This is a genomic window from Deinococcus frigens DSM 12807, assembly GCF_000701425.1.
GTDB lineage: Bacteria > Deinococcota > Deinococci > Deinococcales > Deinococcaceae > Deinococcus > Deinococcus frigens.
In genome coordinates, this window is sequence record NZ_JNIW01000019.1 from 1 (window position 1) to 14,870 (window position 14,870).

Below are 14,870 nucleotides of genomic sequence, written 5' to 3' on the forward strand. Positions count from 1 at the left end.
TTCGGTCTGTTCAGACCAAAACGCTGGCCTCATTGCGGTTGCGCGTCGTCCTGGCCGTCATTGCCCACAATCTCACCAAGCCCTAAACGGGGTTATTTTCCTTGAATATGTCCTCGCTCATCACAGCGTTTTCAAGCGTAAATTTGATGGCTGTCGGGCTGATGGCGTTAATGACAAGGACGCCGCTAATACTGGTCCAGTCGGTTGACTGTCGATCTCCGCTTCGATATGTCTCGCCGTAAATTACAGTCGCACCATCGGGCGGTGTGTCGGCCAGGAAAAACTTTGCCGTGTTGTAAAGCGGAAGGCGGTCACCGACCTTGAAGGTGCCCGTCTTGTTGCGGAAGAAAAAGCCCAGCGTACGATCCGAAACGCGGCCAGACGCGTACGTTTCGTAGACGACGGCCAGGCCGCCGCTGACTCCAGTGCTGTCGGGATTTTCAAATGTTCCGCCCACCGCGCCGTTCGCACCCGTCAGGGGAGCCAGACTGGCAGTGGGTGATCCTGACGCCTTGAACGTGAAGCTGGCTGTATTCGCCGTATTGCCTGGCAGCGGTTTGACAGGCGGTGGCTTGACGGGGGTGGTGTCCTCGGGCGGAGGGTTCTTAACCGGTGGCGTGTCAGGGCCACCCCCACAGGCGGACAGAAGTGTGGCGCTGAGCAACAACAGGGCAGGCAGGCGGTATTTCATCAGGAGACTCCTCTGGAGCAGTTCGTCAGACAAAAGTACGCGTCTGGGAGAGGGGCGAAGGGGGTAGGCCGTCATCCTCGCCGTCCGGGATGATGAAAAAAAAGGTCACTTTTCAATTCAGCGCGAGCATGAATGTTGGTTAAGCTTTTGCAGGTGCCGCCGCTGGGCACGGCCCAGCGGCAGCACCTGCGGCTCTGCCGTGCGGGCTGGCGTCGGTGGCTCCGGCATGCAAGGACTGCCGCAGCCGGAACTACTGCGGCAGGCTCCACGGTGCTGTGTCAGGGGTGCAGGGGGCTGGTCTCCATTCTCAGCAGGTCTGGCCCCACCTGCCCCAGATTCTGCTTGCCGCTCAGGGCCAGGGCCAGCCGCACTTCCTCGCGCAGCAGCTCCAGCACGCGGCGCACGCCGTCCTCGCCCCCAGCAGCCAGGCCCCACAGCGCGGGGCGGCCCAGAAACACCGCCCGTGCGCCCAAGGCCACGGCCTTGATCACGTCCGTACCGCGCGAGATGCCGCCGTCCAGGTAGATCTCGGCGCGGCCCGCCACCGCGTCGGCAATCTCGGGCAACGCGCCGATGGCGCTGATGGCCGTGTCCAGTTGCCGCCCCCCGTGGTTGCTGACCCACACGTGGCAACCGTGCTGCACGGCCAGTTCGGCGTCCTCGGCGGTCAGAATGCCCTTTAAGATGATGGGCAGCTCCGTCTGGGCGCGCAGCCAGTCCAGGTCGTTCCAGGTAAAGGACTTGTCCACCAGATTTTGAAAGTAATTGGTCAGTTGCGAGCCGGTGTCGGTTTCCACCCCGGCCAGCGTCTCACGGGAGGCGACGTTGGGGGCGCTCAGGTGCGGGGGCAGGGCAAAGCGGTGGCGCTCGTTGGCCTCGCGGCGGCCCAGGTACGGTGCGTCCACGGTAAAGACCAGCGCGCGTGCCCCGCTGTCCCCGGCCCGCGCGATGATCTCGCGGCTCAGTTCGCGGTCACCCAGCAGATACAGTTGAAACCAGAACCGCCCGGCGGCGGCCTGCCCCACATCGGCAATCGGCGTGTTGGAAAAGGTGCTGAGGGTCATCACGCTACCCAGCCCGGCGGCGGCCCGCGCGGTGGCCAGTTCGGCGTCCGGGTGCGCCAGCCCATGAAAGGCGCTGGGGGCGACGCCCACCGGGAAGCCCAGCGGCAGGCCCAGCACGCTGGTAGAGGTGTCCACCCTGGAGACGTCCACCAGCATGCGCGGGCGCAGGCGAATGCGCGCGAAGTCCTCGCGGTTGGCGCGCAGGGTGTGGCCGTCGTTCGCACCGCTGACGTAGTAATCGAGTGCGTTCTGGTCCAGCCGGGCGCGGCCCAGCGTCTCGATCTCGGCCAGATTGACGGCCTGCTGGAGTGCTTCCAGATGGACCTCGGTGGATGCAGTCGTGTTCATGAGACAGGGTAGCAAGTGCGGTCAGGCGGGCGTGTGTGGGGCAGGACAAAGCGCGCGGCTCTCCTTCCTCCGTAACTCCTCTGACAGCCCGTCGTATCCATTCGCGCCATGCTGACCCCATGTTCCGTTCCCGTCCAAAACCCGAAAAGCCCCGCGCCGGACCGGACGGTGTTCTCCAGGAGAGTGTCTGGGACTACCCGCGCCCGCCCCGGCTGGAGCGCACGCACAGGCGCATTGAAATCTGGCTGGGCGGCGAGAAGATTGCCGACACCACCGCCGCCTACCGTGTTTTGGAAACCAGCCACCCGCCCGGCTACTACCTGCCCCCCGAAGCCTTTTCGCCGGGCGTATTGAGCCGCGCCCAGGGCAGCAGCATGTGCGAATTCAAGGGTGCGGCGACGTACTGGACGCTGTCGGCGGGGGGCAAGGCGGCGCAGGCGGCAGGCTGGAGCTATGAATCTCCAACGCCTGCTTTCCGGGACATCGCCGGATATATCGCCCTCTACCCGGGCCAGATGGACGAGTGCCGGGTGGACGGCGAAATCGTCATTCCGCAGCCGGGCACCTTCTACGGCGGCTGGATCACTTCAGATGTGGCCGGACCGTTCAAGGGCGCGGCGGGGACGATGGGCTGGTAGATTCGGGCCAGTGCTGCACCCCCAGATTCTTTCCCTGTGCCGCGCCTTTGCTGAGGCGGGCGTCAAAGTCTGGCTGATTGGCGGGCAGGCGGTAGAGCTGCTGTGTGGCGGCAACGTGCGCGAACATGATGACATTGATTTTCTGGTGCGTGAGGCCGATGGAGTGCGGGCCACCGATGTTTTGCGCGGTATTGGCTTCTTCAAGGTCCACGGCTCCCTGGAAGAAGGCAATGTCTTTTTCTATCGGGATGGCCTGCTGGTGGACCTCGTTCCCATCCACGACGAACTTAACCCGCCCCGAACTGTCGGCAGGCTGGACGAAATCGCGTGGCCCGCCGACTTCCTGGCCCCCTTTGACGCCGACCTTGATGACCTGGCCATCCTCACCCTGACGCCTGCCAGCCACCGCGCCATGAAGGGGATCGTGGCCGCGTTCTACGGCGCAGAAATGAGGGACAAAGACTGCCTGGACCTGTCCGCCCTTGCTACCCTGGCCCCATGACCGACGCTCCGATCCGCACCCGCCTCAATGCCCTGGTCCCGGCGCTGCGCCATTTTCACTCGGCGCTGCTGGACTTCGCCAGGGGCGAATACGAGTTCCTGCACGGCCCGGTGGGCAGTCCTTTTGAGCTGTACTCGCTGGTCATGAACAACCCGGATTTTCAGTGGCTGCGCCCGCTGTCGGGCCTGATGGCGACGCTGGACGAGGTGCTGGACGCCAAGGACAAAACGCTGACCGAGCAGAACCTGACCGACGTGCGCGGCGCTCTGGGCCTGCTGTTCTCGGACAGTGACACCCGCTTTGCCGACTTCCGCGCTGGATATACCCGCGCGAAGAGTGACAACCGCGTGTGCGAGACGGAAACCGAATGGCGTGAGGTCCTGAACAGCCTGGAAGCCTGAATGAAGTTGGTGGTAGGACTCGGAAATCCCGGCTTGAAATATGCCCAGACCCGCCACAACGTCGGCTGGCTGGTGGTGGACGAGGTGGCCCGCCGCGCCGGGGCAAGCTGGCTAAAGGAGAAAAATGCGGAGGTCTGCGAGGTCCGCCTCGGTCCCGCTCCCGGCGAAAAGGTGCTGCTGGTCAAGCCGCAGACGTTCATGAATGCATCGGGCAAGGCGGTGCTGCCGCTGTTCGCCTTCTACAAGCTAGAGCTGGGCGACTTGCTGGCCGTTCAGGACGATCTGGACAGTCCATTCGGCCTCCTGAAGTTTCGGCTGGATGGGCGGCATGGTGGACAGAACGGCGTGCGCGACATGATCCGCCTGCTGGGTTCGGAGGCGTTCGCACGACTCAAAATTGGAATTTCACGCCCCCCTGCTGGCCGTGATCCGGCAGACTGGGTGCTGAGCAAATGGCATCCGGACGAGGCCGCGACGCTGGCCGAACTGGTGCGTCTGGGCGCGAATGCGGTGGAAGCCTGGGCGGCACAGGGGCTGGCCGAAGCGCAGGGGCAATTCAACGGCACGGATCTTCGCCCCAAACCTCCGGCCCCGCCCGTTCCCAAACCCGCAGCTCCTGAAAAAGATGAGGCGGAGGTTGAGCCGCCCAAGCCCGTGCAAGGCGTACCCTGAGCAAATGGCAAAATCCAAGATGGCTCCCGCTCCCGAAGCGGATTTAAGATTAGATGTATTGATGCACCTGTCCAACCTCCCCGGCGTTCCCGGCCAGGAGGACGCCGTGCGCGACTTCGTGCTGGTCGAGCTGGATGGGCTAACCGACGACGTGCGCGTGGACGCGCTGGGCAACGTGATCGCCACCCGCAGCGGTAGCGGCGGCAAGAAAGCCAAGCGCGAGCGCGTGATGGTCAGCGCCCACATGGACGAGATTGGCTTTCTGGTGCGCTTCATCGACGAGCGCGGTTTTCTGCGGGTGCAGGCGCTGGGCGGCTTCGACACCCGCAACCTGTTCGCGAGGGACGTGACCGTGCATGCGCGGGGCGGGGCGCTGCCCGGCATCATGACGCCGGGTGGCAAGCCCATTCACATCTCGTCCGCCGAGGAGCGCAAGAAGATTCCCGAGGTCAAGGAGTTCTTCATTGATCTGGGACTGGACGCCGAGGAAGTCAAACGCCGCGTGCGCGTGGGCGACATGGTCACGCTGGACCACACAGCCCGCCGCGTCGGCTCGCTGGTCTGCGGCAAGGCGATGGATGACCGTGCCTCGGTATTCATGCTGCTGGAAGTCCTGCGCCACTTCCGCAAGACGCCGCCGAAGCATGACCTGATCGCCGTTTTCAGCGTGCAGGAAGAAGTGGGTTTGCGTGGGGCGATAACAGCCGCTTATGGCGTGGAACCCACCGTCGGCATCGGCCTGGACGTGACATTGGCGGTGGACACCCCCGGCGTCAGCCCCGACGAGGCCGTCACGCGCATGGGCGAGGGCATCGGCATCAAGGTCTTCGATTCCAGCATGATCTCCACCCGCAGCCTGGTGGACGAGTTCTACGATCTGGCCGAGAGCCGGGGCATCCACGCGCAGATGGAAGTGCTGGCGGCGGGCGGCACCGACGGCGCGGCCATCCAGCGCAGCCGCGCGGGCGTGCCGACGCTCACTCTTAGCCTGCCCACCCGCTACATCCATAGCGTCGTGGAGTCCGTGCATGTGGACGATTTGCGGTCCGGGGTGGATTTGCTGGTGGCGTATCTGGAGTGAGGGCAGGCACAACGCATTGTGAGTTTATATAGAGTTTTATGAGCCTGCGTATTCTAATATACAATGAGCGATCATAGATAGCTGTGTCTACTGCTTTGAATATACCCAAGCGCATTCGCCTGCGCTCCCGAAGCAATATTCTGGCAAGTTAGTTTTCTTGAATGAACTTGGTGATTCGGTTTTGTCAAAGTTTAAGGTGGTGCGATGAGCAGAAATAATTCCAAAGCATTTGTTATAAACAACTGCTTAAATACCTCAATAATAGGGTGCAGAGCTACAGGGTTTAACACTGGTTTTGAATTTATTAATTGCCGTCATACAAGAGTTGACAAGACGGAATCAATTGGGACCCGAAACCCCAGGAATCTTGATCAAGCTACGGATTATATTTCTAAAATTCTGGAGTCTGATATGGAAAGTGAAAAACTATCTAAGGGATTTGTCGTTAAAGATAGTTTCGATACTACTTTGAAAAATACTACATCGATTGGTCATGATATTGGTTATGAGATTGACAATAGTGATTCGACATTATTGGATGGCGCTGTAACTGTGAGTAGAGAGGTCTACAAAAGTATTCACGAAATAGATTTCATAATATCATTTGTAAGGGGCAGCCGAGATGTAGAGGTTAAGCTTTTTCAACAAACTCTTGAATCCGCTAAGGCTGAGTTGATGAGTCCTACTCCTCACAAAGGAATGCTCCTCGCTTTTTTTGGTTATATATCCGGCATTGTTTCTTCCGCTGCTTCCGATGCAATTAGCAGCAAATTAAACGAACTATCTCCTGAAATCTTGGAAAGGTTGCATGAACTCTACCATGCGGTGAAAATAGTCGTCAGCCAATTCTAATTTAGAGGCTACTATGATCTAACATATTTTGTGATTGACAGTTTTATCCATCATGAAGTATGGAGTTGCTAAAGATAAATTTAGAAAATGAATGGCATATCTTAATTTCAGAATATGCCATTCATTTTTTCCTACTTATTCATGATGTGAATGGCCTGCTTATGCACGGCTTCCGCCGCTTCCAGCACGGCCTCGCCCAGGGTGGGGTGGGCGTGAATGGTCAGGGCGATGTCGCTGGCGGTGGCGGCCATTTCCAGCGCCAGGCCCGCCTCGCCTAGCAGGTCGGAGGCGTGCGGACCCACGATATGCACGCCCAGCAGCAGGTCGGTGTCCTTTTCCACCACCATTTTCACGAAGCCGTCGGTGGCTTGCAGGGTCATGGCGCGGCCAGAGGCGCTGAGGGGGAAGATGCCGGTCCTGACCTCGTAGCCCTTTTCCCTGGCTTCGGCCTCGGTCAGTCCCACCCAGGCCAGTTCGGGGCTGGTGTAGACCACGCCGGGAATCGCCACGGCGTCCTGCTCAGCGGGTTTGCCTGCAATCACCTCGGCGGCCACCAGACCCTCTTTCATGGCCTTGTGCGCCAGCATGGGGTTTCCGGCCACGTCGCCGATACTGTAGATGTGCGGCACGTTGCTGTGCTGGCGGGTGTCGGCGGGGATGAAGCCGCGCTCGGTGACGTTCACGCCCGCCGCCGCCGCGTTCAGGCCATCGGTGCGCGGGCGACGGCCCACGGCCACCAGCACGCGGTCAAAGACCTCAACTGTCTTCTCGCCGGTCTTGACGTTTTCCAGCTCCACATGCACGCCGTCGCCCTTTTTCTCGGCCTTGTTCGCCTTGGTCTCGGTGGCAATGTTGATGCCCTGCTTTTTCATGATCTTGCCGAATTCCTTGACCGCGTCGGCGTCGGCACCGGGGATGATGTTGGGAAGGAACTCGATGACTTTGACCTCGCTGCCCATGTTGTTGTAGATGTGCGAGAACTCGAAGCCGATCACGCCGCCGCCCACGCACAGCATCCGCGCGGGAACGGGGTCAGGCATGACCAGCGCGCCGGTGCTGTCCACGATCACGTCCTGATCCACCTCTAACCCCGGCAGCTTGGCGGGTTCGGAGCCGGTGGCAATGATGAAGTTGGAGGCGGTGTAGGTCTTGTCGCCCACCTTGACGGTGTGGGGGTCCACGAAGCTGGCCTCGCCGATCAGGTGCGTGACCTTGTTGGCCTTGAACAGCGCGCCCACGCCGCCGGTCAGCTTCTTGACGATGCCGTCTTTCCAGCCGTTGAGCTTGGCGATGTCCATCTTCTGCTCGCCGAAGGTCAGGCCGAAGTCGGCGGCGTGGCGGGCGGCGGCGATCTGCTCACCCGCGTGGAGCATGGCCTTGGTGGGAATGCAGCCCACGTTCAGGCACACGCCGCCCAGGGAATCGCGCTCGACACAGGCGACGTTCAGGCCCAGTTGCGCGGCGCGGATGGCGGCGTGGTAGCCGCCGGGGCCAGCGCCGATTACCAGTACGTCAAAATCCATTGGCTTGGTCATGCGGGCAGTCTAACGCCCGTTTGGGTGGGCGTCAGTAACCTGCTGGGATAGCTGGACGCGCACGATTGACAAGACGGAATGGTGGGTTGAGGCGGGGCCGTTTGTGCGACTACAGCGTCGTTCGGTTCGTGCTGCGCGGGTCATCCAGAATCTGAGCGTTGTACCTGAGATCGGTGTCGATACTGGCCCGCCAGGGCCGCGCGTACCGGAGTGCGATGTCCAGTTCCGGTGCATCCCGATCTAGCGTATTGACCGTCACGCCCCGCGCGGCGCTGACCTGCCCCAGACATTCTCCATGCGGGCCGATCAGTCCAGACCTCATCAGGTGATCTGTTTCGGTGGGCGTGGACAGGCTGACCCAGAAGTTGTGAATAGCGGCGTAGGCCCGCGCCTTGATCACGAAGATGGTGTCCACCGGATAAGCCGAGAGCAGTACACAATCGACGCCCAGCCGCCCGTATTCGATGAACAGCGCCGGGAAGTTGATCTCCACACAGATGGCGCAGCCGAAGCGGAAGCCGTCCACCTCAAAAGTAATGGCCGCCGTGCCAGGCGTGTAAAAGTGTGCGACCTCGGTGTGGGAGGGAATGCGCTTGTCGTAACGCGTCACCAGCTCGCCGCCGTCAGAAATGACGTACAGGCTGTTGTGCGGCCAGCGGGGCGGGGTCAGCGGATGGGCCGAACCCAGCACCACCCACAGCCGCAGCTCTGCCGCCAGCGCCATCACCGCTTCCAGTTCGGCCCGCACGACAGAGAAATCCACCTCGGCCCAGTCCTGAATGGGATTCTTGGCGTAGCCGGAGAGCATTCCTTCGGGAAAGTGAATCAGTCGCGCGCCCTGTGCCGCCGCCTCACGCATGGCCGCCCGCACACTTTCCCCGTTCTGGCGGGCATTCCCCGTGATGGGCAGTTGGGCGGCAGCGATACGGAACGGACTTGGGGAAGGTAGAGCGGTCACGCGGCGAGTCTAGCCAGTTTGGGGAAGCTGCTAGATCAATCCACCGCCACATCCAAGCGTTGAACGCCGCGCAGTACCGGGTTGGGCTTGAAAGGTGGATTGGTCTCCGTGACCCGCAGCCTGGGGAAACGAGTGGCGATGGCCGCGAAAGTCTCGGTGATTTCCAGCCGCGCCAGGCTGGCCCCCAGGCAGTAGTGCGGCCCGGCGGCGAAGGCCAGATGGCGGTTGCTGTTTGGGCGTTCCCAGTCGATGCGGTCAGGATCGGCAAACACCTGCGGGTCACGGTTGGCGGCCCCCAGCACCAGTTGGGCGAGGTTGCCGCCGGGCAGCCTTCTCTCGCCCACGCTCACGTCCGCGCTCAGCGTGCGGCCATCGAACTGCACCGGGGAAACCACACGCAGCAGTTCGTCGGCCACGTTGGGGCGGTGGGGGTTTTCCACCAGGGCAGCCCAGGCGTCCGGCTGGCGCGACAGTTCCAGCAGGCCGCCGGGAATCAGGTTGCTGGTGGTTTCGTGCCCGGCGGCCAGCAGCAGCACCGCGTTCGACAGCAGCTCGTCGCCGCTCAGGCATTCGCCCCCGTCCTGGGCGGCGCTCATGGCACTCAGCAGGCCCGGCTGCGGGTGGGCACGCAGTTCATCGGCCAGATCCTGGAAGAAGGCACGCATCTCGCGGGCGTCGGCGTCGATGCGGGCCATCAGTTCGGGAGACTGGTTCATGCCCCCCAGCAGATCGGCCACGCTCTGCGTCCAGCCCACGAAACGGGCCTCGTCGTCGCCGCTCAGGCCCAGCATGCCCATGATCACGCGGGCGGGCAGTGGGTTGGATAAATCGGCCACGATATCGCCCCCGCCTCGCGCGGCCATGCCGTCCAGCAGGCTATCCAGCAGTGAGCGCACCAGTTCGCGCTGCTCCTCGACGACTCTGGGGGTAAAGGCCGCGCTGACCAGCCCGCGCAGCCGCTGGTGCGACAGGCCATTGTGGAACAGCATCATGGATTGCAGCAGGCGCACACCTTCAGACGCCTCGCCGTTCATGCCCTGAATACCGTTGCCGCTGATGGCATGGGGCGAACGCAGCACTGCCGAACAGGCCGCGTGTCCGGTCAGGAAGAGCGCACGCCAGTCGGGGAACTGCGCTTCCAGCACGCCGTTCTCGCTCAGCGCCCGCACCCGCTCGTAGGCGGGATAGGGATTCGCCAGCGCCTGCGGTTCCCACAGCGCGTTGATGGCACTGCCGATAGCAGCGGCGCGGGCCTCGTTCATGGGCTCGGAAATGCTGGGCTGGGAAGAGGTCATGCTCTAGCCTGCACCGTTCTCTACTTGACGCTCAAGCTGCCCTGTCGAGTAGGCTGTCCCATGCCCCAATCCTGGCAGCAGGTCACCAACCCGGACGCCGTGAAGGTCTTCCTGTCTGGCCGTGATTTGCCTGTGCTGGGCGCATTGATGGGAGGAGAATGGGCCATTGCGCCGCTGGCCGCGTCCCTGCACCTGCCGCTGAACGCCACGCATCACCGCGTCCGCCGTCTGCTGCGGCTGGGGCTGGCGCGCGAAACCCGGCAGGAAGCACGCCGGGGCCGCCCGATCCGGCATTACCGGGCCAGTTCGCAGGCGTATCTGGTGCCGTACCACGCCACGCCGCTGGGTTCCCTGGAGGAACTCGTCGGCGTGTACGAACAGGATTTCACGGCCCGCTTTCTGCATGCCGTGGTGCAGGCCGCCACACCTCTGGTCAGCGATGAGCGCGACATCGGCCTGCGCGTCTTTCTGGATGGGGGAGAGGTGTCCTTCGACGTGACGCCCACCGCCGGGGCCTTCCAATATGCGGACCTGCTGCGCCCGGATCGCCCGGCCCTGCTGCTGAACTGGGGAACGCTGCATCTGGACCCAGCGGACGCAAAAGCCCTCCAGCGCGAGCTGAGCGAGCTGCACGCCCGCTACGCCGCCCTGCACGGCCCCGAGCGCTACCTGCTGCGTCTTGGTCTGACGCCCGATGTGCCGGGGGACGATACGGGAGGCTAAGCCTCTAAAAAGTCGGTTACCACGCGGTTGAGGACCCACCAGCCCGCAGGTGTGGCCCGCAACCATGTTCCGTCCAATTCCAGCCAGCCGCGCTCCACGTTGGTGGCGATGGCCCCGGCGTGACGCGCCCGCACGTCCAGCCCACTGCGCTGTGACACGTCAGCCAGATCGACGCCTGTCCGCAGCCGCAGCCCCATGAATAGCGCGTCGGTGACGTACTCCTCGGCGTCGATGGCCTCCGCCTCGCCGGGTTCGCCCGTCAGCCAGGTGTGCAGGTGGGGATTGGTTCGTCTCGAAGTCAATGCTGCCTCACTGACTGACGCTGCTGGGTAATGGCCCGCCGCACCCGGCCCCAGGCCCAGGTACGTGCGGTTGTTCCAGTACGCCAGGTTGTGGCGCGATTCCTGACCGGGCCGCGCGTAGTTGCTGATTTCGTAGCGGGCGAAGCCGTGGGCGGTCAGCAGTTGCTCGGTGCGCTCGAAGCCCGCGCGCTCGTCGTCCTCCTGCACGGTCACGCCGCGCCGGGCGAACTCGGTGCCGGGTTCGATGGTCAGGGTGTAGGCGCTGATGTGGTCCACGCCCAGCCCCACCAGACCGTGGATATCGCCCTCCAGCGGCTGCCCCGGCACGGCGGTGATCAGATCGCCGGACACCCGGAAGCCCGCGCCGATCAGGGTGCTGACCGCTTCCCGCGCCCCAGCCGCGTCGTGCTGGCGGCCCAGAAACTTCAGCGTGGCGTCGTCCAGACTCTGCACGCCCACGCTGGCGCGGTCAAAACCTAGCGACTTCCACAGCGCCGCCCGCGCCGGACTGACCGTGCCGGGGTTGATCTCCAGCGTGTTTTCCCCCGCGCCCCAGCCCAGGTGACGGCGAATGCTGCCCACCAGCGCTTCTAACTCGGCGTCTCGCAGAAAGCTGGGGGTGCCGCCGCCCAGATACACGGTGTCCAGCTCAACCGTGTATTGCGAGGCCAGCCACGCCGCCTCCCGCTCCAGCCGTTCCAGATACGCCTCCACCTGTCCGCTCTTGCGCGTCAGCACATGGAAATCGCAGTACGGGCAGATGCTGGGGCAAAAGGGAACGTGAACATAGAGGTGACGCACCGTCTGGTCAAGGACAGGTGCATTCAAGACGGGCATGGCAGGGACGAGAAGACTCACTGAATGGAGTCTATGCGTGGGCGTGGGTCCGGCACCGTGAGGCTTGGCTCACCGCCCGTGCGGCGTAACGTCCATCCACCCTTCCAGCGCTTTCTGAAGTGCCCCCGCCGTGGTCACGATCACCGGCACGTCCAGCCAGGTGACTGCTGAAGCTGACGCGCTCTGGCCCTTGCGTTTGCCGGTCTTCAGTGCGGTGGGGGCGGCCCAGGCCGGGAAGGTGCCGCCCTCGGCGTATTCCACGCCACCAGCGTCGGAGATCAGGGATTCAGCCACCGTTACTTCCGGCCCGGCAGCCAGCACCTGCTTTCCGATGACCAGCACCCCGCGCGGACGGACTTCGCGCACGGCGGCCAGCAATGGGGTCAGGCCGTCGTGGACGATCAATTCCACGGTTCCCTTGCCGTCCACGGCGTTTAGCGCGGCAGGCAGGTCTGCGGCCAGTTCGGGCGGCGCGGCCACCAGCCACGGGTGGCCCCCGGCGCGGCCCTCAAAACTGGCGTGGGCGCTGCCGTAAATGTCGGTCCAGGTGCGGGTGTGCTGCATGGGGTTCAGAATAGGCGGATTATTCGCTGCCTTCTCCTTCCTCGCCCAGCGCCACCGCCCGCGCGTCGTCGCTGATCCAGTCGCTCCACGATCCGGCGTACAGGCGATTTGCAGGCCCCAGCGGGACGCCCGCCAGCTCGCGCGCCAGCAGGTTGGGCGCAGCGCTGACGCCGCTTCCACAGTAGGTGATGGTGGAGGCATTTCCTGCGTCCAGCCGCGCGGCCTGCAACTCGCCGTCGCGCCAGCGACCTGCGCCGTCCAGAGCGCCGCTCCAGTCGCGGTTGACGGCCCCCGGAATATGCCCGGCCTTCGCGTCTATCGGCTCGGTCTCGCCCCGGTAGCGGGCAGGGGCGCGCGAGTCAATCAGCAGGATTTCGGGGCTGCGGTTCTCTACATCTTGCGCAGCTGCCACCAGGCCGGGCTGCACGTCCGGCGTAAAGGTGACGGGCGCGTGGGCTGCTTCCGCCGCGTCCACCACGCCACCTGCCGCCAGATATGCGGGCCAGCCGCCGTCCAGCACGCAGACCTGCGTGTGGCCCAGCCAGCGCAGCAGCCACCACGCGCGGGCGGCGTAAAAGCCCTGTCCGGTGCCGGGATCGTCGTAGGCCACCACCACGCTGCTCTGGCCGATGCCTGCGCCTCCCAGCCACCCCGCCAGCGCCGCCGGATCGGGCAGCGGGTGACGCCCGCCCGCGCCGTCCTCGCGCACGGGGCCGCTCAAATCGGTTTCCAGATCGGCGTAGATGGCCCCCGGAACGTGGCTTTCCAGGTAGGCGATGCGGCCCACCAGCGGATCGCTCAGGGCGTAGCGGCAGTCCAGCACGCGCACGTTGGCGTCATGCAGATGATCTACCAGCCACTCGGCGGACTTCAATGGAGAGGAAAGATTGGTCATGGGGGCAGGCTACACTGTCCTCTCAAAAGAGGTCAAAACGAAAAATCCGCCCTTCGCGGACGGTGATAGGTCAACTCTACCGTGGAATGCAGAGTATGTCAAATCCATTCACTGCATCTGAGAATACCGTCCTGGACAGCGTTTTCAAATTTCGGTGGCGGACGCCAGTGCATAAAGGCTCTTGCGCGCCCAGCCCGCCAGGCGGTGGGGCAGGGGAGGACAGCAACCATGCCGAATACCGTGGAGGCGGGCGACATCATGGCGGGTGGGCAGAATTTTGATCTGCGGGTCAGGTCCGACGTGATCGGTGGGCGCGATCTGGAATACCGCCCAGGTTTGCCACTGCCGCCGCCGGAGGTGATGAACACGGCGCTGGGGCCGGGGACGCGCGCCAGTCAGTCCCTATATGCTCCACGCGTTGGCCCTCGCCGAAGACCGCCTGGCCTGATCTGGAAGACAGGGCGTCCCGCTCAGGGTCCGCGCGGCTGTCGCTGGGAGCCTTTTACCGGGTGAACCCGCACGGTATTGACGCTATGCAGCCCGCCATTGCCGAGCCAAGCGCAGTGACGGCGGCTGCATGTCATTGACCGCCGCCATGCTGAGCAATCCGCCGATTAAATTGAAGTCTCCAGACGTTCGTCCAGTAGTCGGGCTACTGATGCTGCCGCCTCTTTTCCTGGCCTCCTCGCAAGCATCCGAACGGGTGTTCGCCGCGCCGCGCCGCCCCCGCCCGTGCCAGAGACTTCGGAACTCGATCAGGGGGCCAGGCCGTCACTGACCGCATCACGCGTGACGGCTGGCAGGTAGTAGAGGATAGGGCCAGGTCTCAAGGCAGGAGAAAGACTGCCGGGCGGCGCAAATAGTGGAAATGGTCTATGTGCTTTTCGCCGACGGCTGCTAGACTGCCGCTATCGGTGAAAGCCGATCAACATCTGGGGGTGACCCGGTTTCGACAGGGGAACTGAAGGCGCTGTTGCGTGTCGAGGATTCCGTTGGCCTCGTTAAAAAACGGAAAAGCCATTAACTGGCAACCAGAACGAATTTGCTTTCGCTGCATAAGTGAAGCCAGTGACCGCGAAGCCCCGCCTTTGGCGTCGCGCGAGCTGAAACAAAAGAAGGCTAGTCCGGGCGATGTTCTGTAGTCCAGGGCGAAACTAAACAGAAATAAGGAAAGGGGAAACCCGCCCACTGGTGGCCCCTGACCCGACAATCAAACAGTGGGATACACACGTAGACGCACGCTGGACGGACTTTTGGACGGCGGTTCGACTCCGCCCACCTCCACCACACTGAGCAGCACCACAGAAATGACCCCGTCACCCCGGTGGGGTTTTTCTCTATATTGAATGCGCCAGCATAGGCGTGGGCCGGGATGGCGGAAGGGTAGACGCATTCGACTTAAAATCGAACGGGAAACCGTGCGGGTTCAAGTCCCGCTCTCGGCACCAGATAAAGACGGACCTCGCTTGACGCGGGGTTTTCTTATGGCTGCCGCGCCCGTCTGATATCGCC

At 63.2% G+C, this 14,870-nt stretch carries 16 protein-coding genes, 1 tRNA gene, 1 other RNA gene and 1 pseudogene; 11 read left to right on the forward strand and 8 right to left on the reverse strand.

Annotated features, from left to right (window positions below):
- Positions 1–86 (forward strand): annotated as a pseudogene (locus tag Q322_RS23230) (IS982 family transposase); the annotation flags it as partial.
- On the opposite strand, the gene Q322_RS0109105 reads toward Q322_RS23230, so the two are convergent.
- Both Q322_RS0109105 and Q322_RS0109110 read right to left on the reverse strand, forming a co-directional pair.
- The gene (locus tag Q322_RS0109105) at positions 83–691 is read right to left on the reverse strand and encodes a hypothetical protein (protein ID WP_029477595.1); all 609 of its coding nucleotides are present in this window, start codon (positions 689–691) and stop codon (positions 83–85) included. The pseudogene Q322_RS23230 and the gene Q322_RS0109105 overlap by 4 nt on opposite strands.
- Before the next feature lie 278 nt (positions 692–969).
- Entirely contained in the window at positions 970–2,103 is a 1,134-nt protein-coding gene (locus tag Q322_RS0109110; protein ID WP_051668380.1) for an alpha-hydroxy acid oxidase, read from the reverse strand.
- Positions 2,104–2,222: 119 nt separating this feature from the next.
- Between Q322_RS0109110 and Q322_RS0109115 the strand changes: the two genes are divergently transcribed.
- The 6 genes from Q322_RS0109115 to Q322_RS23235 all read left to right on the forward strand — a co-directional run bounded on the left by Q322_RS0109115 (position 2,223) and on the right by Q322_RS23235 (position 6,249).
- Positions 2,223–2,741: a DUF427 domain-containing protein gene (locus tag Q322_RS0109115; RefSeq protein ID WP_029477598.1), complete on the forward strand. Its 519-nt coding sequence runs from the start codon at positions 2,223–2,225 to the stop codon at positions 2,739–2,741.
- Positions 2,742–2,751: 10 nt separating this feature from the next.
- Entirely contained in the window at positions 2,752–3,243 is a 492-nt protein-coding gene (locus tag Q322_RS0109120) for a nucleotidyltransferase domain-containing protein (protein ID WP_029477599.1), read from the forward strand.
- Positions 3,240–3,644, forward strand: a complete 405-nt coding sequence (locus tag Q322_RS0109125; RefSeq protein WP_029477600.1) for a hypothetical protein — start codon at positions 3,240–3,242, stop codon at positions 3,642–3,644. The genes Q322_RS0109120 and Q322_RS0109125 overlap by 4 nt, the downstream gene beginning before the upstream one ends.
- Positions 3,645–4,316 (forward strand): aminoacyl-tRNA hydrolase, encoded by a 672-nt coding sequence (pth, locus tag Q322_RS0109130; protein ID WP_051668381.1) that lies wholly within the window; start codon positions 3,645–3,647, stop codon positions 4,314–4,316.
- 4 nt (positions 4,317–4,320) lie between these two features.
- Positions 4,321–5,397, forward strand: a complete 1,077-nt coding sequence (locus Q322_RS0109135; protein ID WP_245593194.1) for a M42 family metallopeptidase — start codon at positions 4,321–4,323, stop codon at positions 5,395–5,397.
- Positions 5,398–5,601: 204 nt separating this feature from the next.
- Positions 5,602–6,249 (forward strand): hypothetical protein, encoded by a 648-nt coding sequence (locus Q322_RS23235; RefSeq protein WP_156952973.1) that lies wholly within the window; start codon positions 5,602–5,604, stop codon positions 6,247–6,249.
- Between the two features lie 131 nt (positions 6,250–6,380).
- Here Q322_RS23235 and lpdA read toward each other — a convergent pair whose 3' ends face one another.
- The 3 genes from lpdA to Q322_RS0109150 form a co-directional block, all read right to left on the reverse strand.
- The gene (gene lpdA, locus Q322_RS0109140; protein ID WP_029477604.1) at positions 6,381–7,784 is read right to left on the reverse strand and encodes a dihydrolipoyl dehydrogenase; all 1,404 of its coding nucleotides are present in this window, start codon (positions 7,782–7,784) and stop codon (positions 6,381–6,383) included.
- A 109-nt stretch (positions 7,785–7,893) separates the two neighbouring features.
- Positions 7,894–8,742, reverse strand: coding sequence for a carbon-nitrogen hydrolase family protein (locus Q322_RS0109145; protein ID WP_029477605.1), 849 nt, complete (start codon positions 8,740–8,742; stop codon positions 7,894–7,896).
- Between the two features lie 35 nt (positions 8,743–8,777).
- The gene (locus tag Q322_RS0109150; RefSeq protein WP_029477606.1) at positions 8,778–10,037 is read right to left on the reverse strand and encodes a cytochrome P450; all 1,260 of its coding nucleotides are present in this window, start codon (positions 10,035–10,037) and stop codon (positions 8,778–8,780) included.
- A 60-nt stretch (positions 10,038–10,097) separates the two neighbouring features.
- Here Q322_RS0109150 and Q322_RS23240 point away from each other — a divergent pair, with 60 nt between their 5' ends.
- A complete protein-coding gene (locus Q322_RS23240) occupies positions 10,098–10,760 on the forward strand; it encodes a hypothetical protein (RefSeq protein ID WP_029477607.1) in 663 nt (220 codons plus the stop codon).
- On the opposite strand, the gene hemW is transcribed toward Q322_RS23240, so the two are convergent.
- The 3 genes from hemW to Q322_RS0109170 form a co-directional block, all read right to left on the reverse strand.
- Positions 10,757–11,899 carry a radical SAM family heme chaperone HemW gene (gene hemW / locus Q322_RS0109160; RefSeq protein WP_029477608.1) on the reverse strand — a complete coding sequence of 381 codons (1,143 nt, stop codon included), beginning with the start codon at positions 11,897–11,899 and terminating at the stop codon, positions 10,757–10,759. The genes Q322_RS23240 and hemW overlap by 4 nt on opposite strands.
- 69 nt (positions 11,900–11,968) lie before the next feature.
- Positions 11,969–12,463, reverse strand: coding sequence for a hypothetical protein (locus tag Q322_RS0109165; protein WP_029477609.1), 495 nt, complete (start codon positions 12,461–12,463; stop codon positions 11,969–11,971).
- Between the two features lie 19 nt (positions 12,464–12,482).
- Positions 12,483–13,358, reverse strand: a complete 876-nt coding sequence (locus Q322_RS0109170; RefSeq protein ID WP_029477610.1) for a sulfurtransferase — start codon at positions 13,356–13,358, stop codon at positions 12,483–12,485.
- Between the two features lie 228 nt (positions 13,359–13,586).
- On the opposite strand from Q322_RS0109170, the gene Q322_RS23245 reads away from it, so the two are divergent.
- The 3 genes from Q322_RS23245 to Q322_RS0109175 all read left to right on the forward strand — a co-directional run bounded on the left by Q322_RS23245 (position 13,587) and on the right by Q322_RS0109175 (position 14,806).
- Positions 13,587–13,871, forward strand: a complete 285-nt coding sequence (locus Q322_RS23245; RefSeq protein ID WP_156952974.1) for a hypothetical protein — start codon at positions 13,587–13,589, stop codon at positions 13,869–13,871.
- Between the two features lie 421 nt (positions 13,872–14,292).
- Positions 14,293–14,645: a transfer-messenger RNA gene (ssrA, locus tag Q322_RS22385) on the forward strand.
- Positions 14,646–14,724: 79 nt separating this feature from the next.
- A tRNA-Leu gene (locus tag Q322_RS0109175) sits at positions 14,725–14,806 on the forward strand.
- Positions 14,807–14,870 lie beyond the last annotated feature (64 nt).

Bases quoted from the DNA above. Each gene is read 5' to 3' on its own strand.
- Q322_RS0109105 (WP_029477595.1), bottom strand. From the start codon at position 691: ATGAAATACCGCCTGCCTGCCCTGTTGTTGCTCAGCGCCACACTTCTG.
- Q322_RS0109110 (WP_051668380.1), bottom strand. From the start codon at position 2,103: ATGAACACGACTGCATCCACCGAGGTCCATCTGGAAGCACTCCAGCAG.
- Q322_RS0109115 (WP_029477598.1), top strand. From the start codon at position 2,223: ATGTTCCGTTCCCGTCCAAAACCCGAAAAGCCCCGCGCCGGACCGGAC.
- Q322_RS0109125 (WP_029477600.1), top strand. From the start codon at position 3,240: ATGACCGACGCTCCGATCCGCACCCGCCTCAATGCCCTGGTCCCGGCG.
- pth (WP_051668381.1), top strand. From the start codon at position 3,645: ATGAAGTTGGTGGTAGGACTCGGAAATCCCGGCTTGAAATATGCCCAG.
- Q322_RS0109135 (WP_245593194.1), top strand. From the start codon at position 4,321: ATGGCAAAATCCAAGATGGCTCCCGCTCCCGAAGCGGATTTAAGATTA.
- Q322_RS23235 (WP_156952973.1), top strand. From the start codon at position 5,602: ATGAGCAGAAATAATTCCAAAGCATTTGTTATAAACAACTGCTTAAAT.
- lpdA (WP_029477604.1), bottom strand. From the start codon at position 7,784: ATGACCAAGCCAATGGATTTTGACGTACTGGTAATCGGCGCTGGCCCC.
- Q322_RS0109150 (WP_029477606.1), bottom strand. From the start codon at position 10,037: ATGACCTCTTCCCAGCCCAGCATTTCCGAGCCCATGAACGAGGCCCGC.
- Q322_RS23240 (WP_029477607.1), top strand. From the start codon at position 10,098: ATGCCCCAATCCTGGCAGCAGGTCACCAACCCGGACGCCGTGAAGGTC.
- hemW (WP_029477608.1), bottom strand. From the start codon at position 11,899: ATGCCCGTCTTGAATGCACCTGTCCTTGACCAGACGGTGCGTCACCTC.
- Q322_RS0109165 (WP_029477609.1), bottom strand. From the start codon at position 12,463: ATGCAGCACACCCGCACCTGGACCGACATTTACGGCAGCGCCCACGCC.
- Q322_RS0109170 (WP_029477610.1), bottom strand. From the start codon at position 13,358: ATGACCAATCTTTCCTCTCCATTGAAGTCCGCCGAGTGGCTGGTAGAT.
- Q322_RS23245 (WP_156952974.1), top strand. From the start codon at position 13,587: ATGCCGAATACCGTGGAGGCGGGCGACATCATGGCGGGTGGGCAGAAT.